We start from the raw sequence: 21,815 nt of genomic DNA, 5'->3' as shown, positions 1-21,815 counted from the left end.
AGTGGATACCAGGAACACATCCACTCGCTGCCACTTCTGGGAGACCACTTTGCCGCGACCCGCCGTCGACCTGCCCATCTCGGTGGACCGCGGGGCCGCCACGGCCCTCGCCGTCCAGCTCGGTGACCGCCTCCGCACCGCGATGCGCGACGGCACCCTCAAGTCCGGCGAGCGCCTGCCCTCCACCCGCGCCCTCGCCCGGCAGCTCGCCGTCAGCCGCACCGTCGTCACCGAGGCCTACCAGCAGCTCTACGCCGAAGGCTGGCTCGACGGCCGCCACGGTTCCGGCACCTACGTGGCCGAGATGGTGGTCCATGTCCCGCCCGTCGCCGCCGACTCCGCTCCAGGCTCCGGGTACGGCCTGGCGCACGGAGACGCTTCCGGATATGGCGAGAGGCCCGGCGCCGTTTCCACCTGCGGCGACGGACCCGTTTCCCGCACCGGCTCCCACGGAGGCCCGTCCGGACCTGGTTCCGGCGCCGTTCCCACCTGCGGCGACGCGTCCGCCGGCGCCCTCGCGTCCCTCTCGCCCACCGGGACCGCCCGTCCCCGGCACGGCGAGACCATGATCGACCTGCGTCCCGGGCAGCCGTGGGTCCGCGACTACGACCGGGCGGCCTGGCGCAGGGCGTGGCGCAAGGCCGCCGACCTGCCGCCGGGCGTCGACCCCGACCCCTACGGCCTTCCCAGGCTCCGCGAGGCCCTGGCCGAGCACCTCCGCAGGACCAGGGCGATCCCCGTCGGCGCGGAGAACATCATGATCACTCGGGGCACCGGCAGCGGACTCGACCTCGTCGCCGCCACGATCCTGCGTCCCGGTGACCGGGCGGGCGTCGAGGACCCCGGCTACCGCGTCGCCAGAAACGTCTTCGCCGCCCGGGGCGCCGAGGTCGTGCCCTGCCCGGTCGACGAGGACGGCGTCATCGTGGACGGGCTCCCCGGCGACCTGCGTGTCCTCTACACCACCCCCGCGCACCAGTACCCCCTCGGCGGGCGCCTTCCCATCCCGCGCAGGGAACACCTTCTCGCCTGGGCACGCCGTACCGGCGCGCTCGTCGTGGAGGACGACTACGACGCCGAGTTCCGTTACGACGTCGCCCCGCTGCCCGCCCTCCACGGTCTCGACCCCGAGCGGGTGGTCCTACTCGGCAGCCTGTCCAAGTCCCTGTCGCCCGACGTCGGCGTCGGCTGGCTGGTCGCCGCGCCACACCTTCTCGCCGCCGTCGCCCGGACCCGCGACGACCTGGCCGACCGCACCAGCGGCCCGGTCCAGCAGGCGGTGGCCGTACTCCTGGAAAAGGGGGACCTGGACCGGCACCTGCGCCGGATGCGGCTGGAGTACGCACGGCGCCGCGCCGCGCTCGTGGACGTCCTCGGCTCCCGGATCATGGGCGACACCGCGGGGCTGCACGTCATGGTGGAGTTGCCCGCGCACACGGTCGGGCCCCTGGTCGAGGCCGCCCGCGACCGGGGCGTGCTGCTCGACGGGATGACGCGGCACCACCACGGCCCACCGACCAGGCACGGCCTGGTGATCGGGTACGGCTCCGCCTCGCTCGCCGAGGTCAGACGGGGAGTCTCGGTGATCGCCCAGCTGATCGGATGACGCGGGTGAGCGGCCCGGCTCGCCCCCCGGTTCATGGGGACTGAATGGAGGTGCGCAGGCGGCCGAAGGTCTTCAGCACGCGGTCCGCGGTGTTCCGCAGGGCCGGGTTGGACAGGACCGTTCCCCGCGCCTTGCGGGCCGGCACCCGAAGCATCCAGTGCACTCCGGCTCCGGCGCTCGGCCGGGCGATCCGGCCCTCCGCCACCTCGTACTCACCGTTTTTGAGCTTCTCCTTGTATTCCTTCTCGCCGCGGCCCATGTCGATGATCTGGATCCCCGCCGCGGCGGCCCTCTCGGCCATGGCCAGGTGGTGGATCAGGCCGGGGGAGTATTTGGCGTAGGAGGTGTCGTAGGCGGGGAACCAGCCCGCGAGCGTGGTGCCGGTGCGCACGCCGAAGTGGCCGGCCACCGGCTCGCCGTCGACGTAGAGCATGTCCAGGACCCCGCCGAAGTGCTCGGTGTCGGTGGCGAGCAGCCGCTCGACCAGCTCCACGATCCAGGGCCTGGCGAACCTGTCGGTGCGGCCGGTGCGGCGGTACTGGTCGGTCTTCCAGCCGAGCAGCGTGTGCAGCGGCGCCAGGTCGGTGGTGGCGTAGTCGTGGTGGATCGCCCCCACGTCACGCTGGAGCTTGCGGGTCTTGTAGGCCGTCGAACGGTAGGTCTTGCCGGACTTCAGCTTGATCGTCTCGATGTACGACGCGTAGCCGTCCCGGAGATCGATGATCGGTGACGGATGCCGGGTATGCCCGGGCTGGAGCAGCGGCTGTCCCGGGATCAGGTGGTCGAACTCGAACACGGCCAGGTCACAGGCCTTGATCAGCTGATGTGGATCGATCTCCAGGTCCTTGGCGTGGACCAGTCCCTGCGCGTCGGTCAGTCCCGCCGCCACCGGCATGCCGATGCCCATCGGATGTCGTTCGAAGGGAAGGAATCCCACGACGTCGGGCCCGTCGTGCAGCACCGCGACCCGCACGCGATCCTGCAGGGCGCCTACGGCGATCGTGAACTCCGGCGACAGAAAGGGGCTGTCGAAGGCGGGGTCGGCACCCTGAAGGACCCGCCATTGGTCGAGGTCGGAGGTTCCGAGGTCACGGGGACGAACGATGGAGATGCGCATGAGCTCCTACCGGGGTGTGGGGGGTTCCCCTACGACATCCTGTGTACGTAAGCCCAAGCATGCGGGCAGGCACGTAATGTAGCGATAAAAGAGCTGAGGGTATTCGCCGACTTCCGGAGCCGTACCGTTTCCGAGGCCTCATCTCGTTCGGGATCCTCGTCGGCGAAGGCGTTCCGACTAGCGCCACCGACCCGAGTGACGTTCTAATTGGGGGCTATGAGCACCCCAGGTATCGACTGGAACCGTCTGGTCGGATGGATGGCCGCCAACGTCCCCGACGCCGGGGAGCCCACCGGGATCTCTCTGATCGCCGGCGGCAGGTCCAATCTCACCTATGTCCTCGAGACCCGGGAGCGCCGCCTGGTGCTGCGCCGCCCGCCGCTGGGGCACGTGCTGCCGACCGCCCACGACATGGGACGTGAGTGGCGGGTGATCTCGGCCCTCGCGCCGACCCCGGTCCCCGTGCCCGAACCGGTGGCCTTCTGCGGCGACGAGGACGTGATCGGCGCGCCGTTCTATCTCATGGGACATGTGGAGGGCGCGGCCGTACGGAACGAGGAGGACGTCGAGGGAGTCGCCCCCGAGCAGATCCGCCGGCTGTCCGAGCGGCTGGCCGAGGTGCTCGCCGCCATCCACGCGATCGACTACGAGGAGGTGGGACTGGGCGACTTCGGCCGTCCCGAGGGCTACATGGCCCGCCAGCTGAAGCGCTGGGGCCAGCAGTGGGAGCGGTCGAAGACCGGCGAACTGCCCGAGTACGACCGCCTGGTGGCCCGCCTGCGCGAGCGCCTGCCCGTCCACTCCGCCTCGACGCTGGTCCACGGCGACTACCGGCTGGACAACACGCTGGTACGGCTCTCGCCGGAGCCCGGCATCCTCGCCGTCGTCGACTGGGAGATGTCCACGCTCGGCGACCCGCTCGCCGACCTGGGCCTCACCCTGACCTACTGGCAGGATCCCGGCGACTCCGAACGCGCCTCGATCCCGGTCGCCACCGGCGTCACCGTGGCCCCCGGTTTTCTCAACACCCGCGAGTTCGCCGCCCACTACGCCAAGATCTCCGGCGCCGACCTGGCCGATCTGGACTTCTACGTGGCGTTCGGCAACTACAAGCTCGCGGTGATCGTGGAGGGCATCCACGCCCGGTTCAAGCAGGGCAAGACCGTGGGAGAGGGTTTCGAGAACATCGGCGCGTCCGTTCCCACGCTCATCGAGCGGGCCCACCGCGTCCTGGAGGGCTGAGTCCGCAAGCGGGAGCACCGCCTTCCGGAATCCGGGAGGCGGACTCCGCCATGTCCGGGGACGGGCCGAGGGAGCCCGCGGGCCGTACCGCGCTTGAAGGTCCCGCAGGCCGCGGCGGGTCGCTCCCGGTCATGAGCCGGCGAGCGGACCGCCATGGAAGATTCAAGCGTTCTGAAAGTCACCGTGATTACGCTGAGAGAGCGGCCGGTAACACTTGGCTGTGAGCCTTGCCTGGTCCCGGGCGGGTCGGCCCGGGCTGTGGAACGCTTCAACGGCTTGGCTGCTGGCGCTTCAACGGATTGACGGTGAGAGCGAGGAACCGGTGATACCGACTGACGGACGGCACCAGCGAAGGCGCTCGGCCTGGCCGATCGCCCTGGGAGCGACAGGCGTGACGGTGGTGCTTCTCGTGGGGATACTCACGCTCGCGTCAACGCCGGACATCCCCAGGGGAGAGGTCATGACGATCGCCCCGAGCCAGGCCGCGCCGGTGATCGAGCCGCCTCCCGCCGTGGCGGGCTGGCCGCGCTGGGGCATCACCCACACCGAGTTCAGCGCGGGCAACCGGGCCGACCCGGTCTCCCAGAGCGCTTCGCACCTGCTCAGCCGGGTGCCCATGCTCCAGAACCAGCACATCATGGGCTGGGGCGCGGGCAACCCGGAGCCCGCTCCGGGCAAGTACGACTTCCGCGACCTCGACGGCCGGATCAAGTTCATGGGCGCCTCCCAGTCCATCCCGGTGATCACGCTGTGCTGCGCCCCGGACTGGATGAAGGGCGGCACCGCGGGGCGCACCGACTGGACGCGGCTGGAGACCGCGCCCAAGCGCGCGCACTTCGACGACTTCGCCAGGCTGGCCGTGACGGTGGCCAAGCGCTACCCGACCGTCAAGCACTACATGGTGTGGAACGAGTTCAAGGGTTTCTGGAACCCCGCGAACAACCGCTGGGACGCGGAGGGCTACACCGAGCTCTACAACAAGATCTATGTCGCGCTGAAGGCGGTGAACAAGGACATCCAGGTCGGCGGGCCGTACATGTCGATGGTGAGCTCCAAGAACGACAAGGACTCGGAGATCCAGGGGGCCTGGGGAGTCGTCGACCAGCGTGACCTGGACGCGGTCGAATACTGGCTCGCGCACAAGAAGGGCGCCGACTTCATCGTGGTCGACAGCTCCTCACCCACCAAGGACGCCGGGCTGATCCCCGACGAGTTCACCGCGCTCGGCAAGTTCAGCGCGATCACCAGCTGGTTGAAGCAGAAGAGCGACCTGCCGGTCTGGTGGGCCGAGTGGTACGTCGAGCCGCAGGGCAGCGGCTGGACCGAGGGGCGCCGCCTCGCCGTCCAGACGGTGGCGATGATGGAGTTCGCCACCAGCGGCGCCACCACCTCGCTCTACTGGAGCCCCCAGCGCAAGTCCGGAAAGGCCGGCCAGCCGTGCCCCGGCTGCCTGTGGCACCCGAGCCAGGGCACCGAGCTGCCGATGGCGGGCATCCTGAGCGGCTTCACCAAGTGGTTCCCCGCGGGGATCACGCTGGAGAAGGTCACCTCCTCCGACCCCAAGGTGCGGGTGCTGGCGCAGGAGGGACAGCTCGTGATGGTGAACACCTCCAACGCGTCCGTGAGCACGACCGTGGACGGCAGGGCGTTCACCCTGAAGCCGTACGAGATCCGGTGGAGCGACCGGGGCGCCTAGCACTCCAGGATCGAAGAGTGGAGGCGCCCCGGTCAGGCGGACACGTCAAGGTCTTCGGCCACGCTGCGGCTCAGGGCCGGCCCGGAGCCGCGACGCGGGCGGCGCCCTCCCGCAGGACGGCGTCGGCCTCGGCCTGGACCGCGTCGAGGTCGTCGGCGATCTCAGCGCCCGCGACCGCGTCGGGCAGTGCGTCCTCCATGCGCCGCAGCGGCCGGTACCACAGCCCCAGCGCGCCCCAGAGCATCAACAGCGCACCGCAGACGGCCAGCAGCAGCCCGACACCGCGCCCCGGCCCCACCCCGACGACGTCACCGACGATCGTGTCCGCGAGAGCACCGCCCGGGACGAGGAGCGGGCCGAAGACGTCGTCGGCCAGCAGCGGCGCGGTGAGGAACGCCAGCGGCGTCATCGACACCGCCAGCATCTGGTTGGTGGCCAGCACCCGGCCCTGCAGCTCCAGGCCGACCTTGAGCTGGATGAGCGCGAGCCAGTGCGCGTTCAGCACGCTGAGGAACGCCCACGACATCAGCCCGCCGAAGGCCGCCAGCACCAGCGAGGGCCGCAGCCCGACCAGCAGCACCCCGGCCCCGAACCCGATCACGAAGCCGACCATGCCGATCGCGCGCCGCTCGGTGCCGCTCCAGAACACCATGATCAGAGAGCCGACCACCGCGCCCACCCCCTGCAGCGCGGTCACCGTGCCCACGCCGGCGACGTCGCTGAACGACAGCACCGCGGGCACGGTCACGGCCAGGGCCAGCATGCCCAGGTAGTTCTCCACGACGAAGAACCCGATCATGATCATCAGAGGTCGCCGCCGGACGAGGAAGCGCCAGCCGCCGATGATGGTCTGCCCGAAGGACTCCTCCAGGCGGTGGAACAGCCGGTCGGGGAAGCGGACCAGCAGCAGCGTGCCGAGCCCGGCGAGGAACGTGACGATGTTCACGGCCACCACGCCGTGCAGCCCGACCGTCGCGATGAGCGCGGCGCCGCCCAGCGGGCCGATGAACATGCCCAGGCCGGTGCCGAGGTTCGCCAGCGCGTTGGCCTGCATGAGGTACGGCTTGGGCACCAGTTGCGCCACCGCCGCCAGGTAGGCGGGCCGGTGGAAGGCCGTCACCAGCGACAGCAGCCCGGCGATGATCCCCACCTGCCAGACCTCCAGCCGTCCCAGCCACAGCAGGATCACCAGGATCGCGGTGGCCGCGGCGGAGACGCCGTCGCACACCAGCATGACCAGCCGCCGGTCCACCCGGTCGGCGACCGCGCCGCCCAACGGCGCCGCCAGCAGCGACGGCAACAGGGCGAGCATGGTGATCAGGGCGTAGTCCAGCACCCGGCCGCTCTCCTGGTAGGCCCACACGCCCAGCGCGAAAGAGGTCAGTGCGGCGCCGAGCAGCGACACGGTCTGCCCGGCCGCGACGGTGTAGAAGCGGCGCAGGCTCCGGCGGGCGCTCCGGCCCGCGATCTCGACCTCTCCGACCGGCTCGGGCAGGTCGCCGCCGGCCCAGCGGTCCAGGTGCTCCTCGATCAGCCGGGCCAGGGTCGCGGCCTGGTGCTTGAGGAAGTAGTGACCGGCCCGGGGGATCGTGGCCAGCTCCACCTGGTCGGCGAACGCCCCCCACTCCCGGTAGCGCTCCTGGTAGAGCTCGGTCGCGCGGTCCCGCTCGCCGATCACGCACAGCAGCGGCGCCTTGAGCCTGCGCTCCTCGGATGAGGGGGAGTCGAGGTGGCGGCTGAACCAGGCCTGTGCCTCCTCGACGTCGTGCCGCAGTCCGCGCAGCACGATCTCGGTGTCGCCGAAATCCTCGTCCAGGGCGCCCAGCGTGCGCAGGAAGTCGCGCTGGGTGCGGTCGGAGGCCCAGCGGTTGGCGGGAAATCTCCGGTTCCACCAGGCCGACAGCCGTCCGGGCAGCCGTGCGTCGGGGAAGCTGCCGCCGACGAAGACGCCGGCGACCGGCGTCCCGGCCTCCTCCAGCCGCAACGCCAGTTCGGTCGCGGCGGCCGAGCCGACGCAGTGGCCGTACAGCGCGATCGGGCCGGAGATCTCAGTCAGCTCGGCCAGTTCTGCCGCGATCCGGTCGGTCAGCTCCGGCATCGACAGCAGCGCCTCGCCGGGCCGGGCCGGATCGTGCCCGGGCAGTTCGACGGCGAGCACCGCCGTGGTGGGGGAGGTGCGGGCCAGCTCGGCGACGAGCGGCCGGTAGGCGGCGGCCGAGCCGCCGCCGTAGGGCAGGCAGACGAGGGTACGGCTCGCCACGCGCGGGCCGGCCAGGCGGTGCAGCAGCCCGGCCGGGGCCTCGGCGCCGCCGTCGAGGTGGGTGGCCAGCTCACGGATCGTGGGCCGGGTGAACAGGTCGATCACGCGCAGCGCCGGGTCGATCTCCCGGACGGCCCGCACCGCGCGGAAGGAGTCGCCGCCCAGCGCGAAGAAGTCGTCGTCGACGCCGACGTCCTCCACGCCCAGAATGTCCGCCCACACCGCCGCGATCCGCAGCTCGGCCGGAGTGCTCGGCGCGACCCGCTCCGCGGCGGGCGCCGCCTCGGGGATCGGCAGGCGGGCGCGGTCGACCTTGCCCAGCGGGGTGAGCGGCAGCTCGTCGAGGACGACGATCACGGGCGGGACCATGTAGTCGGGTAACCGCTCACGCAGCCCCGCCCGGAGCGCGGAGAGGTCCACGGAGGCGGGCGCGACCCAGGCGGCCAGCCGCCGGGAGCGGCCCTCACCGACCGGCAGCACCGCGGCCTCCCGGACTCCGGGCTGCTCCTGCAGGGCGGCCTTCACCTCGCCCAGCTCCACCCGGAAGCCTCTGATCTTGACCTGGTCGTCGACCCGGCCGAGGAACTCCACGAGCCCGGCGGAGTTGAGCCGGACCCGGTCGCCGGTGCGATAGCAGCGGGCGGTTCCGGTCACCGGGTCGGGGACGAACCGTTCGGCGGTCAGGTCGGGGCGGTTCAGGTAGCCGCGGGCCAGGCTGGGGCTGGCCACCCACAGGTCGCCCGGCACCCCGGCGGGCAGCGGACGGCCCGCCGGGTCGACGACGTAGCAGTCGACGCCGGGCAGCGGGCGGCCCAGCGGAACCGACCCCGACCCCGATGGCGAGCCGGGCACCGGGCCGCCGAGCACCGAGACCGTCGTCTCCGTCGGCCCGCAGTGGATCTGCACCTCCAGGTCGGGGCGGGCCGCGCGGATGCGTTCCGCCAGCTCCCACGACGTCGCCTCACCGGCGAGGATCAGCAGCCTGCGCGGCAGCATCCGCGTCAGGTCGCCGTGGGCGGCCAGCAGCTCCAGATGGCTGGGCACCATCTTGATCACATCGACGGGATGGGCCGCGAGATAGGCGGCGTACGCGTCCGGGTCGACGGCGGCGTCCTGGTCCAGGAGATGGACCGCGGCGCCCCGGACGAGCGCGCCGTACAGGCAGGTCATCACCAGGTCGGAGGCAATCGTGGAGACCACGCCGTAGGACTCGTAGACGTCGGACACCAGCTCGGTCACGCCGTGCAGGTAGTGCAGCGCCGACCGGTGCTCGATCGCGGCCCCCTTGGGCCGCCCGGTGGAGCCGGACGTGAAGATCACATGCGCGAGGTGGCCGGGGGTGACGTCGACCTCCAGGGGCTCGTCGGGCCCGGCGGCCATGAGGTCGGACAGGACCAGCGCGCCGGGGACCCGACCGGCGTGCTCGCGATCGGCCAGCACGACCCGCGCGCCGGCCGTCTCCAGCATGTACGCGAGCCGGTCGTCGGGATAGGCGGTCTCCATCGGCATGTAGGCGCCGCCCGCCCGCAGCACGCCGAGGAGCGCGGGGACCAGCCCGGAGTGCCGGCCGACCAGCACGCCGACCGGCTCGTCCGGCCGCACCCCGGCCGCGACCAGGTGACGGGCTAGGCGGTCGGCCAGCCGGTCCACCTCGCCGTAGGTGAGCGATCCGGAGACGTCCACCACGGCGGTCGCCTCCGGCGTCTGCCGTATCCGGTCGCCGATCACCGCGTGCAGCGTCCGGGTCAGATCCATCCGCGTCCGCGAGCCCGAGACGAGGGGCCCGTCCGCCGGCTCCAGCGGTACGGCCGCCGCGGGCGCGTCCAGGTCGGCGAGCACACCCTCCAGCAGGTTCAGGTACCAGCCGGCCATGCGCCGCACGGTCGACGCGTCGAACAGGTCGGTGCGGTAGGTGAGCTCGCCGTCGTACTCCTCACCCTCGTTGACGAAGGCGAGGTTGAGGTCGTACTTGGCGGTGCGCAGCGGGGCCTGCACGTGCTCCACGGTCACGCCGGGGAAGTCCAGCGCCTGCGGGCGGTCGTCCAGGACGTTGAGCAGCACCTGGAAGATCGGCGTGGTGGCGAGGCTGCGCTCGGGGTGCAGGTGCTCCACGATCCGCTCGAAGGGCACGTCGCGGTGGGTGAGGGCGTCCAGCACGGCGTCCTTGGTCCGGGACAGCAGCTCACGGCCGGTCGGCTCGCCGGACCTGTCACCGCGCAGGACGAGCGTGTTGACGAAACAACCGAGCATGCGCGCGGTGTCGGGGTGGAGCCGTCCCGTCTCGGGCACGCCGACCGGCACGTCGTCGCTGCCCGAGATCCGGCCCAGCAGCTCCTGCCAGGCGGCCAGCAGCACCATGAACGGCGTGCAGCCGGTCTCGGCGGCGACCTCGCGGACCCTGGCGGTCAGCGCGGGCGCCAGCCGCACCGGGACGGTGGAGCCCGACCAGTCGGCGACCGACGGCCGGGTCCGGTCCACGGGCAGGTCCAGGACCGGTTCGAGCCCGGCCAGCCGTTCGGTCCACCAGGCGAGGTCTCCCTCCGGCTGCCCCGCCAGCCAGGTCGCGTAGTCGGCGTACCGCACCTGCGGCGGTGCGGGCGGCTCGGCCAGGTCGAGCCGTGCCGCGTACAGGGCGGCCAGCTCGGCCAGCGCCAGGTTCCGCGACCAGGCGTCGAAGGCGATGTGGTGCACGGTCAGCGCCAGGACGTGCTCGCCGGCGCCGGTGAGGTGGAGCAGCAGGACACGGGTGGGCGGCTCGGAGCCCAGCGCGAACGGGCGGGCGAACTCCTCCTCCAGCCGCGCCTCCAGCAGGTCGTGGTCGTCGAGGTCCTCGACCGTGATCGGGACCCGGTCGGCGTCGACCGGGGTGGCGCCCTCGTCGGTGATCAGGCTGCGCAGCACCTCGTGCCGGTCCGCGAGGTCGCGTACGGCGCCCAGCAGCGCGGCGGTGTCCAGCGGGCCGCGCAGCCGTACGGCGGTGGGCACGTTGTAGGCGGCCAGGTCGTCGAGCTGGTCGAGGAACCACAGCCGGGCCTGGGCGGGGGACAGGGGAGCGGAGCCACCGGTCGCCTCCCTGGCGGGAATCGCCGGGAGGGCCTGGGCGGCGGCGCGGCGCGCGGCCGACAGCCGGGCCGTGAGGGCGCTCCGTCGCTCGTCGCTGACGGTCATGGGGTCTCCTCCGTCGGTCTCGTGACCGGGTCGCTGTTTCCGTCGACGACCTTGGTCATGACCCCGTCTCCAGGTCGTCCAGGAGCAGGGACTCGAGCCGCGCGGCGTAGTCGGCCAGCGTCCGCCCTTCGAACAGCAGGCGCATGGGCACCCGCAGGTCCAGGGCGTCGCTCAGCCGGGCCGCCACGAGAGCGGCGGTCGCGGAGTGACCGCCGAGGGCGAAGAAGTCGTCGTGCGCGCCGAGGCCGGAGCGGCCCAGCACGGCGGACCACACCTCGGCGACCAGCAGCTCGGCCTCGGTGCTCGGCGGCACCCGCGGGGCCTCCCCGCCGGGTTCGGGCAGAGCGGTGCGGTCGACCTTGCCGGAGGCCGTGACGGGCAGGGCGTCCAGGAGCACCCAGCGGCGGGGGACCATGTAGTCGGGGAGCCGGGAGATCAGGCGCCGCTCCAGGCCGCCGGTGTCGGTCCCCGGCGGCGCGGCGAGGTAGCCGACCAGGTGGTCGCCGCCGTACACGGTCACGGCCGCGTCGGCGACGCTCTCGCGGAGCACGGTCTCGATCTCGCCCAGTTCGATCCGGTGGCCGCGGACCTTCACCTGCCGATCCCGGCGGCCGAGGAAGTCGAGCGTGCCGTCGGGCCGCCAGCGGGCCAGGTCGCCGGTACGGTAGCGGCGCCCGCCCAGCGGGTCCTCGGTGAAGGCCGCGGCGGTCAGCTCCGGCCGGGCCCGGTAGTCCCTGGCCACGCCGGCGCCGCCGATCCACAGCTCTCCGGGCGTTCCGGCGGGAAGCATGCGACCCGCCCGGTCGAGCACGTAGGCGCGCTCCCCGGCCAGCGGCGTGCCGATCGACACCTGGTCGCCGACCGGGGCCGTGACCTGGATCATGGTGGAGTAGATCGTGGTCTCGGTGGGGCCGTAGGCGTTCCACAGCTCGGCGACCCGCTCCAGCAGGTCACCGGCGAGGGCGGGGTCGAGCACCTCGCCGATGCTGACCACGCGCAGGTCCCCGCCGCGCCAGCCGGAGGCGACCAGCATGCGCAGCGTTGTCGGGGTCGCGGTCATCAGCGTGACCCCCGCCTCCTCGATCCGCCGCGCGACGGCCCGCCCGTCAAGCGTGTCGCCCTGGCCCAGCAGCTCCAGTCGCAGGCCGTGGCAGAGGCTCACCCACAGGTCGAAGCCGAACACGTCGAACGAGAACGGCGTCAGGCCGAGCATCACGTCGTCGGGCCTGATCCCCGGGGTGATCCTCATCGAGGCGACGAACGCGGCGAGGTTGGCGTGGGTGATCTCGACGCCCTTGGGCCTGCCGGTGGAGCCGGAGGTGTAGAGGACGTAGGCGAGGTCCCCGGGTCGCACCTGGGAGAGGTCATCGGGATTCGTCCTGTCCTGTACGGCTTCCGCCGGGAACGGTCCGGCCAGGTCATCGGGGTTCGCCCTGTTCTGTACGGCTTCCGCCGGGGACAGCCCGGCCAGGTCGATGACGGTGTCGCCCAGTTTTTCGGCCACCGCCAGCCCCTCGCCCGCCGCGATGATCACCTTGGTGCCGGAGTCGTCGACCTGGTTGCGGAGCCGCTGGAGCGGGTGGCCGGGGTCGAGCGGGACGTAGGCGCCACCGGCGAGCAGCACGCCCAGCAGTGCCGCGGGGAGGTACCGGTCGCGGGGCAGGCACACGCCCACGCAGGCACCCGCGGCCGCCGGGCCGAGCGCCGCGGCCACCCGTCGCGACCAGCCGGCCAGCTCGCCGTAGGTGAGGACGCCGTCGGCGTCGACGACCGCCGGGGCGTGCGGGTGCCGTACGGCCTGCTCCAGCACCGCCTCCACCACGGTTCGCGGCGCGTCGGCCGGCAGCGGCACCCCGGTCCCCGCCGCCAGCAGCGCCGCCCGTTCCTCGGCGCCGACCACCTCGAACGCCGACAGCGGCCGGTCGGGGTGAGCCAGCGCGTCCGCCAGCAGGCGGACCAGGCGGTCGGTGAGGATCTCGGCCCCGGCCCGGTCCAGATGTTCCACGTCGTACTCGACCTGGAGCTCGGGGCCGGCCACCGTGGCGTTGACGTAGACGATCAGCGGCGCCTGGGCGCTGCCCGCGTCCAGCTCGCCGATCAGGTCCACGCCCACGCCCTCACGCTCCAGGGAGAGCGGGACCTCCGGTGGCTGGGTCGAGAGCGTGACAGGCGCCGGCACCGCGCCGGGCGGGCGCTCGACGCCGCCGGCCTCGACCCGTTCCCACGCGGGCAGCGCGCGGTGGTCCATCGCGCGGGCGGTCACGGCTCCCGCGTGCCGTACGGCCGCACGCAGCGACAGCCCGTCCTCCAGGCGCAGCCGTACCGGCACCACGTCGACCAGCAGGCCGACCACGGCTTCCAGGCCGTCTTCGGCGCGATCGGCCACGGCGGCGCCGAGGACGACGTCCCGCCGGTCGGTCAGCCCGGCGACCAGCATGCCGAGCACGGTCAGGTAGACGGCGAACGGGGTGGCGCCGCAGTCGGCCGCGAGCTCGCCGACCCGTGCGGTCGTCGCCGGGTCGATCCGGCGCACCAGGCGCTCGCCGCGCAGGGAGCTGGGGTGGTCGCCCCGGCGAGGCAGCAATTCGTAGGGCGGGACCGCCCCGGCGAACTCCTCGGACCAGAAGGCCCGCAACGCCTCGGTGTCTCCGGTGGCCGCCTGCTCGCGCAACGCGACGTCGCCGATCTGGAACGGCGGCGCGGACTCCGGGACGCCGGGGCGGGTGAGCCCGTCGAGGAGCTCCCGCATGACGACTCCCAGCGACCAGCCGTCGAACACGAGGTGGTCGGTGAGGAGCACCAGTTCCGCGCTGTCCGCCCCCGACCACAGCAGGGTGGCCCGCAGCAGCGGCGACTCCCGGGAGACGTCGAAGTCATGGGCGACCGCGGCCCGCCGCAGTTCGTCGGCCTCCTCCGCCGAAGCCGGGCGATGCTCGTCCAGTGGCACCGGCACCGGCGGTCCGACCTCGGTCACACCGTCCACGACCACGGAGCGCAGCGCCTCGTGGCGGCGCACGATCGCGTCCAACGAGGCCCGCAGCGGCTCCGCCGAGGTGAGACCGCGCAGCCCGAGCCGGAAGGCGATGGCGGTGGAGCCGGGGTTGTGGCTGACCTCGCGCAGCAGATACATGCCGAGCTGGGGGCCGGTCAGCGGATAGCCGGTCCGCCCGGCGTGGCGGATCAGCGGCGTCACGGCTGACGGGGCGGCCTCGGCGACATACGACGCCAGCTCGGCGACCGTGGGCCGCGCCAGGAACGTCGTCAGCGGAACGCGGACCCCGAGCGCCTGCCCGATCCTGGCGCAGATCCTGGCGGCGGCCAGGGAGTGCCCGCCCAGGTCGAGGAAGTGGTCGTGGACGCCGACCCGCTCGGCGCCGAGCACCTCGGCGGTGATGGCGGCGAGCCGCTGCTCGGTCTCGCCGCGGGGGGCGACGTACTCGATCTCGGCCGCACTCACGGTGGCGGAGGAGAACGTCACCGCGGGCAGCCGGGAGCGGTCGGCCTTCCCCGTGGGACCCACGGGGATGGTGTCGAGGAACACGATCCTGGAGGGGACCATGTAGTCGGGCAGCCAGTCGCGCAGCCAGGACCGCAACAGCCCGTCGTCGAGGCCGGGACCGGCCGGCTCGACGTAGGCGACCAGTCGCCGGGTGCCCTCCTCGTCGCTGGGGGCGAGCACGACGGCATGGTTCACCAGCGGGTGGCGCACCAGCCTGCCCTGCACCTCGCCCAGCTCGACCCGGAAGCCCGCGACCTTCACCTGGTCGTCGATCCGCCCCCCGTAGAGGTAGACCCCGTCCTTCCTGCGGACCAGGTCGCCGGTGCGGTAGTGGCGCACGCCCCCGGCGTCGGTCACGAACCGCTCGGCGGTCAGCTCGGGCCGGTTCAGGTAGCCTCGGCCGACCAGCGGACCGGCCACCCACAACTCGCCGAGCTCGTCGTCGCCGAGCGCCTCGCCGTCGGCGCCGCGCACCGACAGCTCCGACCAGGCGTACGGCGTGCCGATCGGCGGCTCGTCCGTCTCGTCCCTGGAGATCTCCTGGGCGCAGCAGTGCACGGTGCACTCGGTCGGCCCGTACAGGTTCACCATGCGCCGCACGCCGGGGTTGGCGAAGACGCGGTCGGCCAGCGCCCGGCTCACCGGCTCACCGCTGGAGAGCACCGTGCGCACGCCCGGGGGCAGAGGCTCCCGCAGCAGTGCGGTCAGCGCCGAGGCCGCCGCGCTGATCATCGTGACCTCGTCCCCGGCGGGCAGCGTGTGCAGCGCGAGGGGGTTCTCCGCCATGATCACCGTGCCGCCCAGCAGCAGGGGAAGGTAGAGCTGGGGGACGGACGGGTCGAAGCAGACGGAGGTCGAGGCGAGGAACCCGGACAGCTCCTCGGCGGTGAAGTGGCCGGCGTCCCAGCGCAGCAGCGTCATCACGTTGCGGTGCTCGATGGCGACGCCTTTGGGGCGGCCGGTCGAACCGGAGGTGTACATGAGGTAGGCCAGGTCGGCCGGGTCGCTCGGCAGGTCCGGATCGTTCCACGGGCGCTCACCGAGCGTGTCCGTCAGGACGAGGCCGCGCTCCGGCAGTCGCTCCGACAGCGCCGCGGAGGTCACCGTGTGTGACACCCCGGCGTCCTCGACGATGAACCTCAGACGGTCGGCCGGGTAGGCCGGGTCCAGCGGCACGTAGGCGGCGCCGGTCTTCCAGACGCCCAGGAGCGCCGCGATCAGTGTCTCGTCGCGGTTCAGGCACACGCCGACGGTCGAGCCTCGCCCCACTCCCCGGGAGATGAGTTCGTGGGCTGTCCGGTTGGCCTGGGCGTTGAGGTCGGTGTAGGTCGTGCGGGCCGTTCCGGCGATGATCGCTGTGCGCTGAGGGGTTCGTCGCACCTGCTGTTCGAAGGCCTTGTGGACCGGTTCGAGCAGCGCAAAGTTGTCAACCAACTACGGTCTCCATCTTGGTGTACGGAAAGGAAGCGTAGGTTGTACGCGGGCAAGAGTGACAAAGGGTGCTCCACTTAGATAGGGCATAGATCACTTTTTTATCTTAATGAGATTTAGTCGGACATAATTACCTTTGAGTAATATTTCGACTACCTTGCGAGATGTAGCGCTCCGTGATTTCCGAAGGGTCGAAAGCGTCCTTTTGTGACATATCGGTCACATGTAATTATTTGCTTTCTTTCGGTCGAATCATGCATTGAGCAGGAAGTTCGCCAATGGTGGTCGACGGTCCCTCCGGTGGGACGGCGGCCGCGGTCGACCGGGCGAACGACCGCTCATGCGTTGGGACGGCGGATGCCGGGCGGGTCGAAGTGCCGCCGTCGGGCAGGTATTTGGCCGTCGCCGACGGTGCTCAGTGCGCTTTCGTCGAACTCCATGCAGACCAGAGCAATGCCCCCGAGTGGGCGGTATTCATGTTTTTGGTATTTGATGTCGCCTTCATGGAACTTTCCTCCTTTTTCTGTTGGAAGACGATGTCCTGGCTGATTTTTTGGGTCTTATCGCGCAAATGGCTTGGAAACGGCTGGAAGCGCACGGAGATGCCCTTCCAGATTGTGGTGTCCTTCCACCGGCCGCACGCGGTGCGGGCATGCCGCCGACAGCGTGACCGGCCCAGAACGTGATCCGCCGGCAGCCCGGGCCTACCTGGCCGGGCTGCCGGCGGATACCGGGCGCAAGAACTACCGGAACCCGGACGGGTGACCCATCGGGCTGCCAGGTCGCGGGAACACCCAGGCCCGCGCCAGGTGGTGAACCGGCTCGGGTCCCGCCCGGCGGTCAGGGCAGTTGGGTGCCGATGACGATGAAGCGCTCAACGATCACGATGAGGGCCATCAGGAAGGCGGGCACCGCCACCAGCAGGATCCATCGTCTCGCCCTGGAGATGCGGCCGCGGCCGCGCAGGCCGAGAAGCTCGTAGGCGAACAGCGCGATCCACGTCACACCCAGTGCTCCCAGGCCGATCGGGGTCCACGGTGAGGTGGGGTCACCGATCCCGGTGGTCGGGGCGCCGGGCTCGGGGATCTCGACGCCCTCGGGGAAGGACTTCAACGTGTAGACGGCGGCGTCGTGGCTGGTGAAAACCCGCTTGAGCTCCGGGGAGGCGTCGAGGGCGGCGCGGAACCGCGGGGCCCAGTCTCCGGGGAAGTTGTGGTTGAGCTGCAGGTAGCCCGCCTGTCCCCGAGTGGCGACGAGGTAGGTGTTGGGCGGTGAGAGACGGAACTTGTCGATCACGGAGGAGATCTGGACCGGATTCCTGGAGACGAGTGCCTGCTCGTAGGAGATCGTGTCGAAGTCCTTCTCTCCCCAGGGAATGGCGGGTGTGACCTCCTCGCCGATCTGCGGGACCAGATACAGGACGCGGGCGCTCGGCTTGTCGTGGTCGTAGATGTAGTGCATCGCCGCGACCTCGTCGGCGGAGACCCGCTCGAACTGCTCGTTGCCGTAGCGGGCGACCAGGAAGACCATCGACAGCGCCAGCGCGCACCCGGCGGCCAGCCCCAGGGAGATCCGGCGGGTCAGCACCGGATTGAGCCGGGGGCCGGACGCGCGGATCGGCACCGTCTCCTCCGGGGCGCCGGCCGCGGTGGCGGGAAGATTGGGAAAGAAGGCGTAGGCGGCCAGGATGCAGGCGCCCGGCAGCGCGAACAGGTAGATCCGCAGGCCGATCTCGCCCCCGTAGTTCTGCAGGCCGAGGGCCAGCACGGGAGTGCACAGCAGGAGGAGCGCGGCCCTGTCGCCGACACCGCGGCGCAGGCGGCGCAGCAGGCCGGTGGCGGCCAGAGCCAGGATGACGGCGCAGATGCCGAGCCGGGCGACCAGCACGAACGTGTGCTTGGGGTCGCTGCCGTCGATCCGGTCGCCGGTGTTGCTCTGGAGGTTGTCCAGAACCCGGCCCAGGCCGCCGAAGAGCTCGTCGATGTGCCCGCTCCAGAAGGCGACCGTCTGGTAGCTGATCCAGGCCAGCGCCATCAGGCCCAGGAAGAACGGAAGGCCCCAGCTGAGCGAGGAGCGCCGGAACAGGAGCAGACCGGTCAGGATGCCGAGCATCATGAACGGGGTGATCTGGTGCGACGCCGTGGCGGTTCCGAACAGGCCGATCAGCACGATCAGCATGATCGAACGGTCGTAGACGCCGGTGGGGTGACTCAGCTCGCCGGGGGTCAGCCTGCCCAGCCGGGCCAGCGGTCGCCGGATGAGGCCCTTGGCGGGCATCGATCTCTCTCGATACTCCACCCGGCCGAACCAGCGCAGCAGGATCGCCACGAAGGCCAGGTAGACGGCGTAGGTGAAACCCTGCGACGAGAAGTAGTCCTGGCCGATCCACTGGACGATGACAAACAGCAGCGCGGCGAACCAGCGGGCGCGGGTGGTGGCGACCACCTGACGCAGGATCAGCACGAACGGCAACAGGTAGAGGAGGTTCGACAGCAGGGGCGTCCACTGCATGATCGTCGTCAGGTCGGTGATCCCGGCCGCCTTCGTGACGAACGCGACCAGCGCGAAGAATCCGGGCCAGGCGAGGCGGGCGTCGAGGACGGGGGAGGCCTCCCCGGTCCGGCTGATGTACTCCACGAAGCCCGCGTGAACGTAGGCGGTGTGGAAGCGGGCCTCGTTCTCGATCAGGGCCGCCGCGCCGTGCAGGGCGAAGGTGATCGCCGCGAGCTGGAAGAGCAGCAGGAACTTGCGGTCGGTGTTCTGCGCGATCGTGACAAAGAACGCGACGATCATCAGCAGGATCGCGGCGAACGCGGTGTTCGGCATGGCCGAGACGAGGCCCACGCCGTCGATGTTCGCCAGGTTCACGCCCCGCCACGGGCCCGGCGCCGCCCGCAGGGCCAGCACGTACATGATCAGGCCTTCGACCGTGAGCAGCGGTGGCAGCCACACGGAGGCCGTCCGCATCAACCTGGTCGTCCGCGAGGGTCTGACGGCGGGAGTGGCCGCGACCCTCTCCAGCAGGGCGTCCACGGCGACGCCCGCCTTCGGAGCCTTCCGGGTTTTCTGGGCCTTCGGAGGCTTCCGAGCTTTCGGGGCCTTCGGAGTTTTTCGGGCTTTCTTGGTCTTTGGGGCTGGGAGGGCGAGCGGAACGGATGGAGCTCGCGATGCGGGTGAAGCGGACGGAGCGGGTCGCGCCTGCGACGCGAGTGGAGCCCGTGAAGCCGCGAGGAGGTGTACCTCCACCGTGGCATCGGCCTCCTCGGAGGATGCCCCGGGGGTGTCCGATGCCGGTGTCCCCGACTCCGGGGTGTCCGACGCGGGGTTGTCCGACTCCGGGGTGTCCGACGCGGGGGTGCTCGACGGGGGAGTGTCCGATTCCGGGGTGTCCGACGGGGGAGTGTCCGAAGCGGGGACGTCCGACGCCGGAATGCCGGTGTCCAACCTTGCGGCGGGACGGAAGGGCACCCTGAGCACGGGGAACCGGATGGTGGCGGTGATCTCTGAAGCGCCCCCTTCGGAGCCCTCGCCGGAGGTTTCGGGGATCCCCCCGGAGGCCTTTTCGAGGGTCCCTCCGGAGACCCCGGGAGCCTCCCCGGAGGCCCGGACAGGGGCCTCGGGGGATTCTCCGGAGGCCCGGCCGGACGCCCCGGGAGGCATCGGCCCGGTGGCCTCGTCGCCCGATCTGTCCGTCGTCGGCACCGGAGGCGCGGAATGTGTGGACCCGGTCTTGTCGACCCCCGCGGCCTTCGCCGCCCCCGTTGTCACGTCATCGCCTGTCCGTTGCCTCACGCCGAACATCATCATGGTTAAGCCAACCCGGCCGGGAAATTTGATTGCGAAGATTCGCCGTAGTTGAGCGCTATGCATAGGCAGGTAAAGACCAGTGCCGTGATCGGAAATCGGCTCCCCGGCGGCACCGGGCCCTGCTCGGCGAACCGCGCTCCACACAGGTAATCCACCTGCCCTACCTCCCCCACGCCTCGGGCGTGTCTTTACGCGAGGCCAGACCTCGGACGCTTTTTATGACGAGGTCTCGCCCCGGGCGTGTCCTCATACGAGGCCGCGCACCCGGCGCAGGCCGTACGTGGCGCGCCTGACGACGGCGTAGCCCCTGGTCAGCGTTCGCTCCCTCATATAGATCAGTGGGACCTGGCTTCCCTCGACCGCCCGGCTGAACGTCTTCATGGAGGTGTTCTCGGCGACGGTCAGGCGCGGCAGGGCGAGCTCGTCGTGCCGGTCGGCGGCGAGGGCGTTGTTCACCGCGCAGGCCGCCCGGTATCCGGCTCGCCGGACCTCGCGCCGTACGCGCGCGCTGGAGTATCCGTAGGGGTAGGCCATCGTGGAGACCAGAACGCCGATCTTGTCTTCCAGCAGGGCCCTGTTGCGCCACAGCTCCTGGCGGAGCTCGTTGTCCGGCAACTGGTCGAGCTGGGGGTGGCTGTGGCTGTGCCCGCCGATCTCGATGCCGCATGAGGCGGCCTCGCGGGCCTGGCTCCAGGTCAGCATCGTGTCGAGCGGCCTGCCCGCCGCCTCCCTGCCCGCGTCGCTGACCCACCCGCTGGTCAGGAAGACCGTCGCGGGGACGCCGTAGCGCTCCAGCAGGGGGAGCGCCTCGCTGTGGAAGTCGGCGTAACCGTCGTCGAAGGTCACCACGATCGGTCGTTCGGGGAGGCGGTGGTCGTCCTCCCCGTGCAGGGAGGCGATCAGGCCGGCCATCGTCAACGGGGTGAAGCCGCGCTCCTTGAGATAGGACAGCTGCTCGGCGAGGGCCGAGGGCCGTACCGCCAGCGGTCTGGTCTCGACGTTGGGCCGGTCGGAGACCGAGTGGTACATCAGGATCGGCACGCGGATCATGCACGCCCTCGCTTCAGACGAAGGGAACCGACAACGTAGCCCCAGGTGGTGCAGGTGAGGCCGACGACGATCGCCCCGGCTCTGCCTAAGCCGGACAGATCGCCCCTGAGCGCTTCCCCGACCCCGCGCAGCGCGCCCAGCGGAAGCGCCTTCAGGGCGTGTGCCCGCTCGCTCGCCAGCCCGTCGACGGTTCCGACGCTCCGGGTGACCAGCGCCTTGGACAGGCCCTCGGCGTAACACCGGGACCGGAAATAGGCGAACGTGGAGCGAACGGCCGGCACCTTGTGACCGATCGCCGCGTCCGGCTCGAACAGCAGCACCGCGCCCGGTATCCGCTGGGAGAGCCGGATGCAGAACTCGGTCTCCTCGCAGCCCAGGGGCCGGGGCCTGCGTCCCTGCACGCTGCGTCCGATGCCGGTGTGGAACCCGCCGACGTCGCCCACGACCTGCCTGCGGAAGGCGGCGTTCCCGCCCATGACATTGCGGATCGGCGCCCGCCTGGTGGGCATGCCCCGATACGTGCAGCCCACGGTCCAGTCGAACTCGCGGGGAAACCAGCGAGGACGGCGCCCGGCCGTCCACAGCGGCCTGGTCAGCCCGCCCACCCCCATGACGGCCGGGTCACCGAAGCCCTTCTCCAGCGCTTCCAGCCAGCCGGGCTCGGCGATCGCGTCGTCGTCCAGGTAGGCCACGATGTCGCCGGAGGCGATCGCCGCCCCGGTGTTCTTGCCGCCGGACAACCCCTTTTCCTGGGCGTTCTCCACCACGATCGCGCCGGGATACTCCCGCTTGAGCCGCAGGTGAAGATCCGGGTTGTGGTCGACGACCAGGATGATCTCGTACGGCCCGCGTCGCTGGTTCGCGACCGAGTCGACGGCTTCCCGGATGTCCTTCCAGCGTTCTCCGGTGTAGGCGCAGATGACGACGCTGCTTCTCATG

10 protein-coding genes are annotated in these 21,815 nt (G+C 71.2%); 4 read left to right on the top strand and 6 right to left on the bottom strand.

The features are described 5' to 3' along the window. Positions 1-49 precede the first annotated feature (49 nt). The gene (locus CHC08_RS04470) at positions 50-1,606 is read left to right on the top strand and encodes an aminotransferase-like domain-containing protein (RefSeq protein WP_089205864.1); all 1,557 of its coding nucleotides are present in this window, start codon (positions 50-52) and stop codon (positions 1,604-1,606) included. A 31-nt stretch (positions 1,607-1,637) separates the two neighbouring features. Here CHC08_RS04470 and CHC08_RS04465 read toward each other — a convergent pair whose 3' ends face one another. Next, on the bottom strand, positions 1,638-2,723 hold the full coding sequence (locus CHC08_RS04465; RefSeq protein WP_089205863.1) for a GNAT family N-acetyltransferase: 1,086 nt from the start codon (positions 2,721-2,723) through the stop codon (positions 1,638-1,640). 216 nt (positions 2,724-2,939) lie between these two features. On the opposite strand from CHC08_RS04465, the gene CHC08_RS04460 reads away from it, so the two are divergent. Both CHC08_RS04460 and CHC08_RS04455 read left to right on the top strand, forming a co-directional pair. Then, the gene (locus tag CHC08_RS04460; RefSeq protein WP_089205862.1) at positions 2,940-3,965 is read left to right on the top strand and encodes a phosphotransferase family protein; all 1,026 of its coding nucleotides are present in this window, start codon (positions 2,940-2,942) and stop codon (positions 3,963-3,965) included. A gap of 460 nt (positions 3,966-4,425) precedes the next feature. Next, positions 4,426-5,661 (top strand): GH39 family glycosyl hydrolase, encoded by a 1,236-nt coding sequence (locus tag CHC08_RS04455; RefSeq protein ID WP_245878119.1) that lies wholly within the window; start codon positions 4,426-4,428, stop codon positions 5,659-5,661. A gap of 70 nt (positions 5,662-5,731) precedes the next feature. Here CHC08_RS04455 and CHC08_RS04450 read toward each other — a convergent pair whose 3' ends face one another. Beyond that, a complete protein-coding gene (locus CHC08_RS04450; protein WP_089205861.1) occupies positions 5,732-11,089 on the bottom strand; it encodes a non-ribosomal peptide synthetase/MFS transporter in 5,358 nt (1,785 codons plus the stop codon). Between the two features lie 55 nt (positions 11,090-11,144). Further along, positions 11,145-16,022: a non-ribosomal peptide synthetase gene (locus tag CHC08_RS04445; protein WP_089205860.1), complete on the bottom strand. Its 4,878-nt coding sequence runs from the start codon at positions 16,020-16,022 to the stop codon at positions 11,145-11,147. Between the two features lie 275 nt (positions 16,023-16,297). On the opposite strand from CHC08_RS04445, the gene CHC08_RS04440 reads away from it, so the two are divergent. After that, positions 16,298-16,705: a hypothetical protein gene (locus CHC08_RS04440; RefSeq protein ID WP_089205859.1), complete on the top strand. Its 408-nt coding sequence runs from the start codon at positions 16,298-16,300 to the stop codon at positions 16,703-16,705. A gap of 154 nt (positions 16,706-16,859) precedes the next feature. Here CHC08_RS04440 and CHC08_RS04435 read toward each other — a convergent pair whose 3' ends face one another. From CHC08_RS04435 to CHC08_RS04420, 3 genes are all read right to left on the bottom strand, one after another. Next, positions 16,860-19,052: a hypothetical protein gene (locus tag CHC08_RS04435; protein ID WP_143653108.1), complete on the bottom strand. Its 2,193-nt coding sequence runs from the start codon at positions 19,050-19,052 to the stop codon at positions 16,860-16,862. A gap of 1,020 nt (positions 19,053-20,072) precedes the next feature. Then, the gene (locus tag CHC08_RS04425) at positions 20,073-20,876 is read right to left on the bottom strand and encodes a polysaccharide deacetylase family protein (RefSeq protein ID WP_089205856.1); all 804 of its coding nucleotides are present in this window, start codon (positions 20,874-20,876) and stop codon (positions 20,073-20,075) included. Next, positions 20,873-21,814 carry a glycosyltransferase family 2 protein gene (locus CHC08_RS04420; RefSeq protein WP_089206000.1) on the bottom strand — a complete coding sequence of 314 codons (942 nt, stop codon included), beginning with the start codon at positions 21,812-21,814 and terminating at the stop codon, positions 20,873-20,875. The genes CHC08_RS04425 and CHC08_RS04420 overlap by 4 nt, the downstream gene beginning before the upstream one ends. Position 21,815 lies beyond the last annotated feature (1 nt).

Source organism: Streptosporangium subroseum (genome assembly GCF_900188345.1).
In the GTDB taxonomy this organism is placed as follows: domain Bacteria; phylum Actinomycetota; class Actinomycetes; order Streptosporangiales; family Streptosporangiaceae; genus Streptosporangium; species Streptosporangium subroseum.
Note: the sequence above shows the minus strand (reverse complement) of the source record. Positions and strands in the feature narration are given on the sequence as shown.

What these genes read in the sequence shown, in the direction of transcription:
- CHC08_RS04465 (WP_089205863.1), bottom strand. Translation starts at nt 2,723, where the DNA reads ATGCGCATCTCCATCGTTCGTCCCCGTGACCTCGGAACCTCCGACCTC.
- CHC08_RS04460 (WP_089205862.1), top strand. Translation starts at nt 2,940, where the DNA reads ATGAGCACCCCAGGTATCGACTGGAACCGTCTGGTCGGATGGATGGCC.
- CHC08_RS04455 (WP_245878119.1), top strand. Translation starts at nt 4,426, where the DNA reads ATGACGATCGCCCCGAGCCAGGCCGCGCCGGTGATCGAGCCGCCTCCC.
- CHC08_RS04450 (WP_089205861.1), bottom strand. Translation starts at nt 11,089, where the DNA reads ATGACCGTCAGCGACGAGCGACGGAGCGCCCTCACGGCCCGGCTGTCG.
- CHC08_RS04440 (WP_089205859.1), top strand. Translation starts at nt 16,298, where the DNA reads ATGGTGGTCGACGGTCCCTCCGGTGGGACGGCGGCCGCGGTCGACCGG.
- CHC08_RS04425 (WP_089205856.1), bottom strand. Translation starts at nt 20,876, where the DNA reads ATGATCCGCGTGCCGATCCTGATGTACCACTCGGTCTCCGACCGGCCC.
- CHC08_RS04420 (WP_089206000.1), bottom strand. Translation starts at nt 21,814, where the DNA reads ATGAGAAGCAGCGTCGTCATCTGCGCCTACACCGGAGAACGCTGGAAG.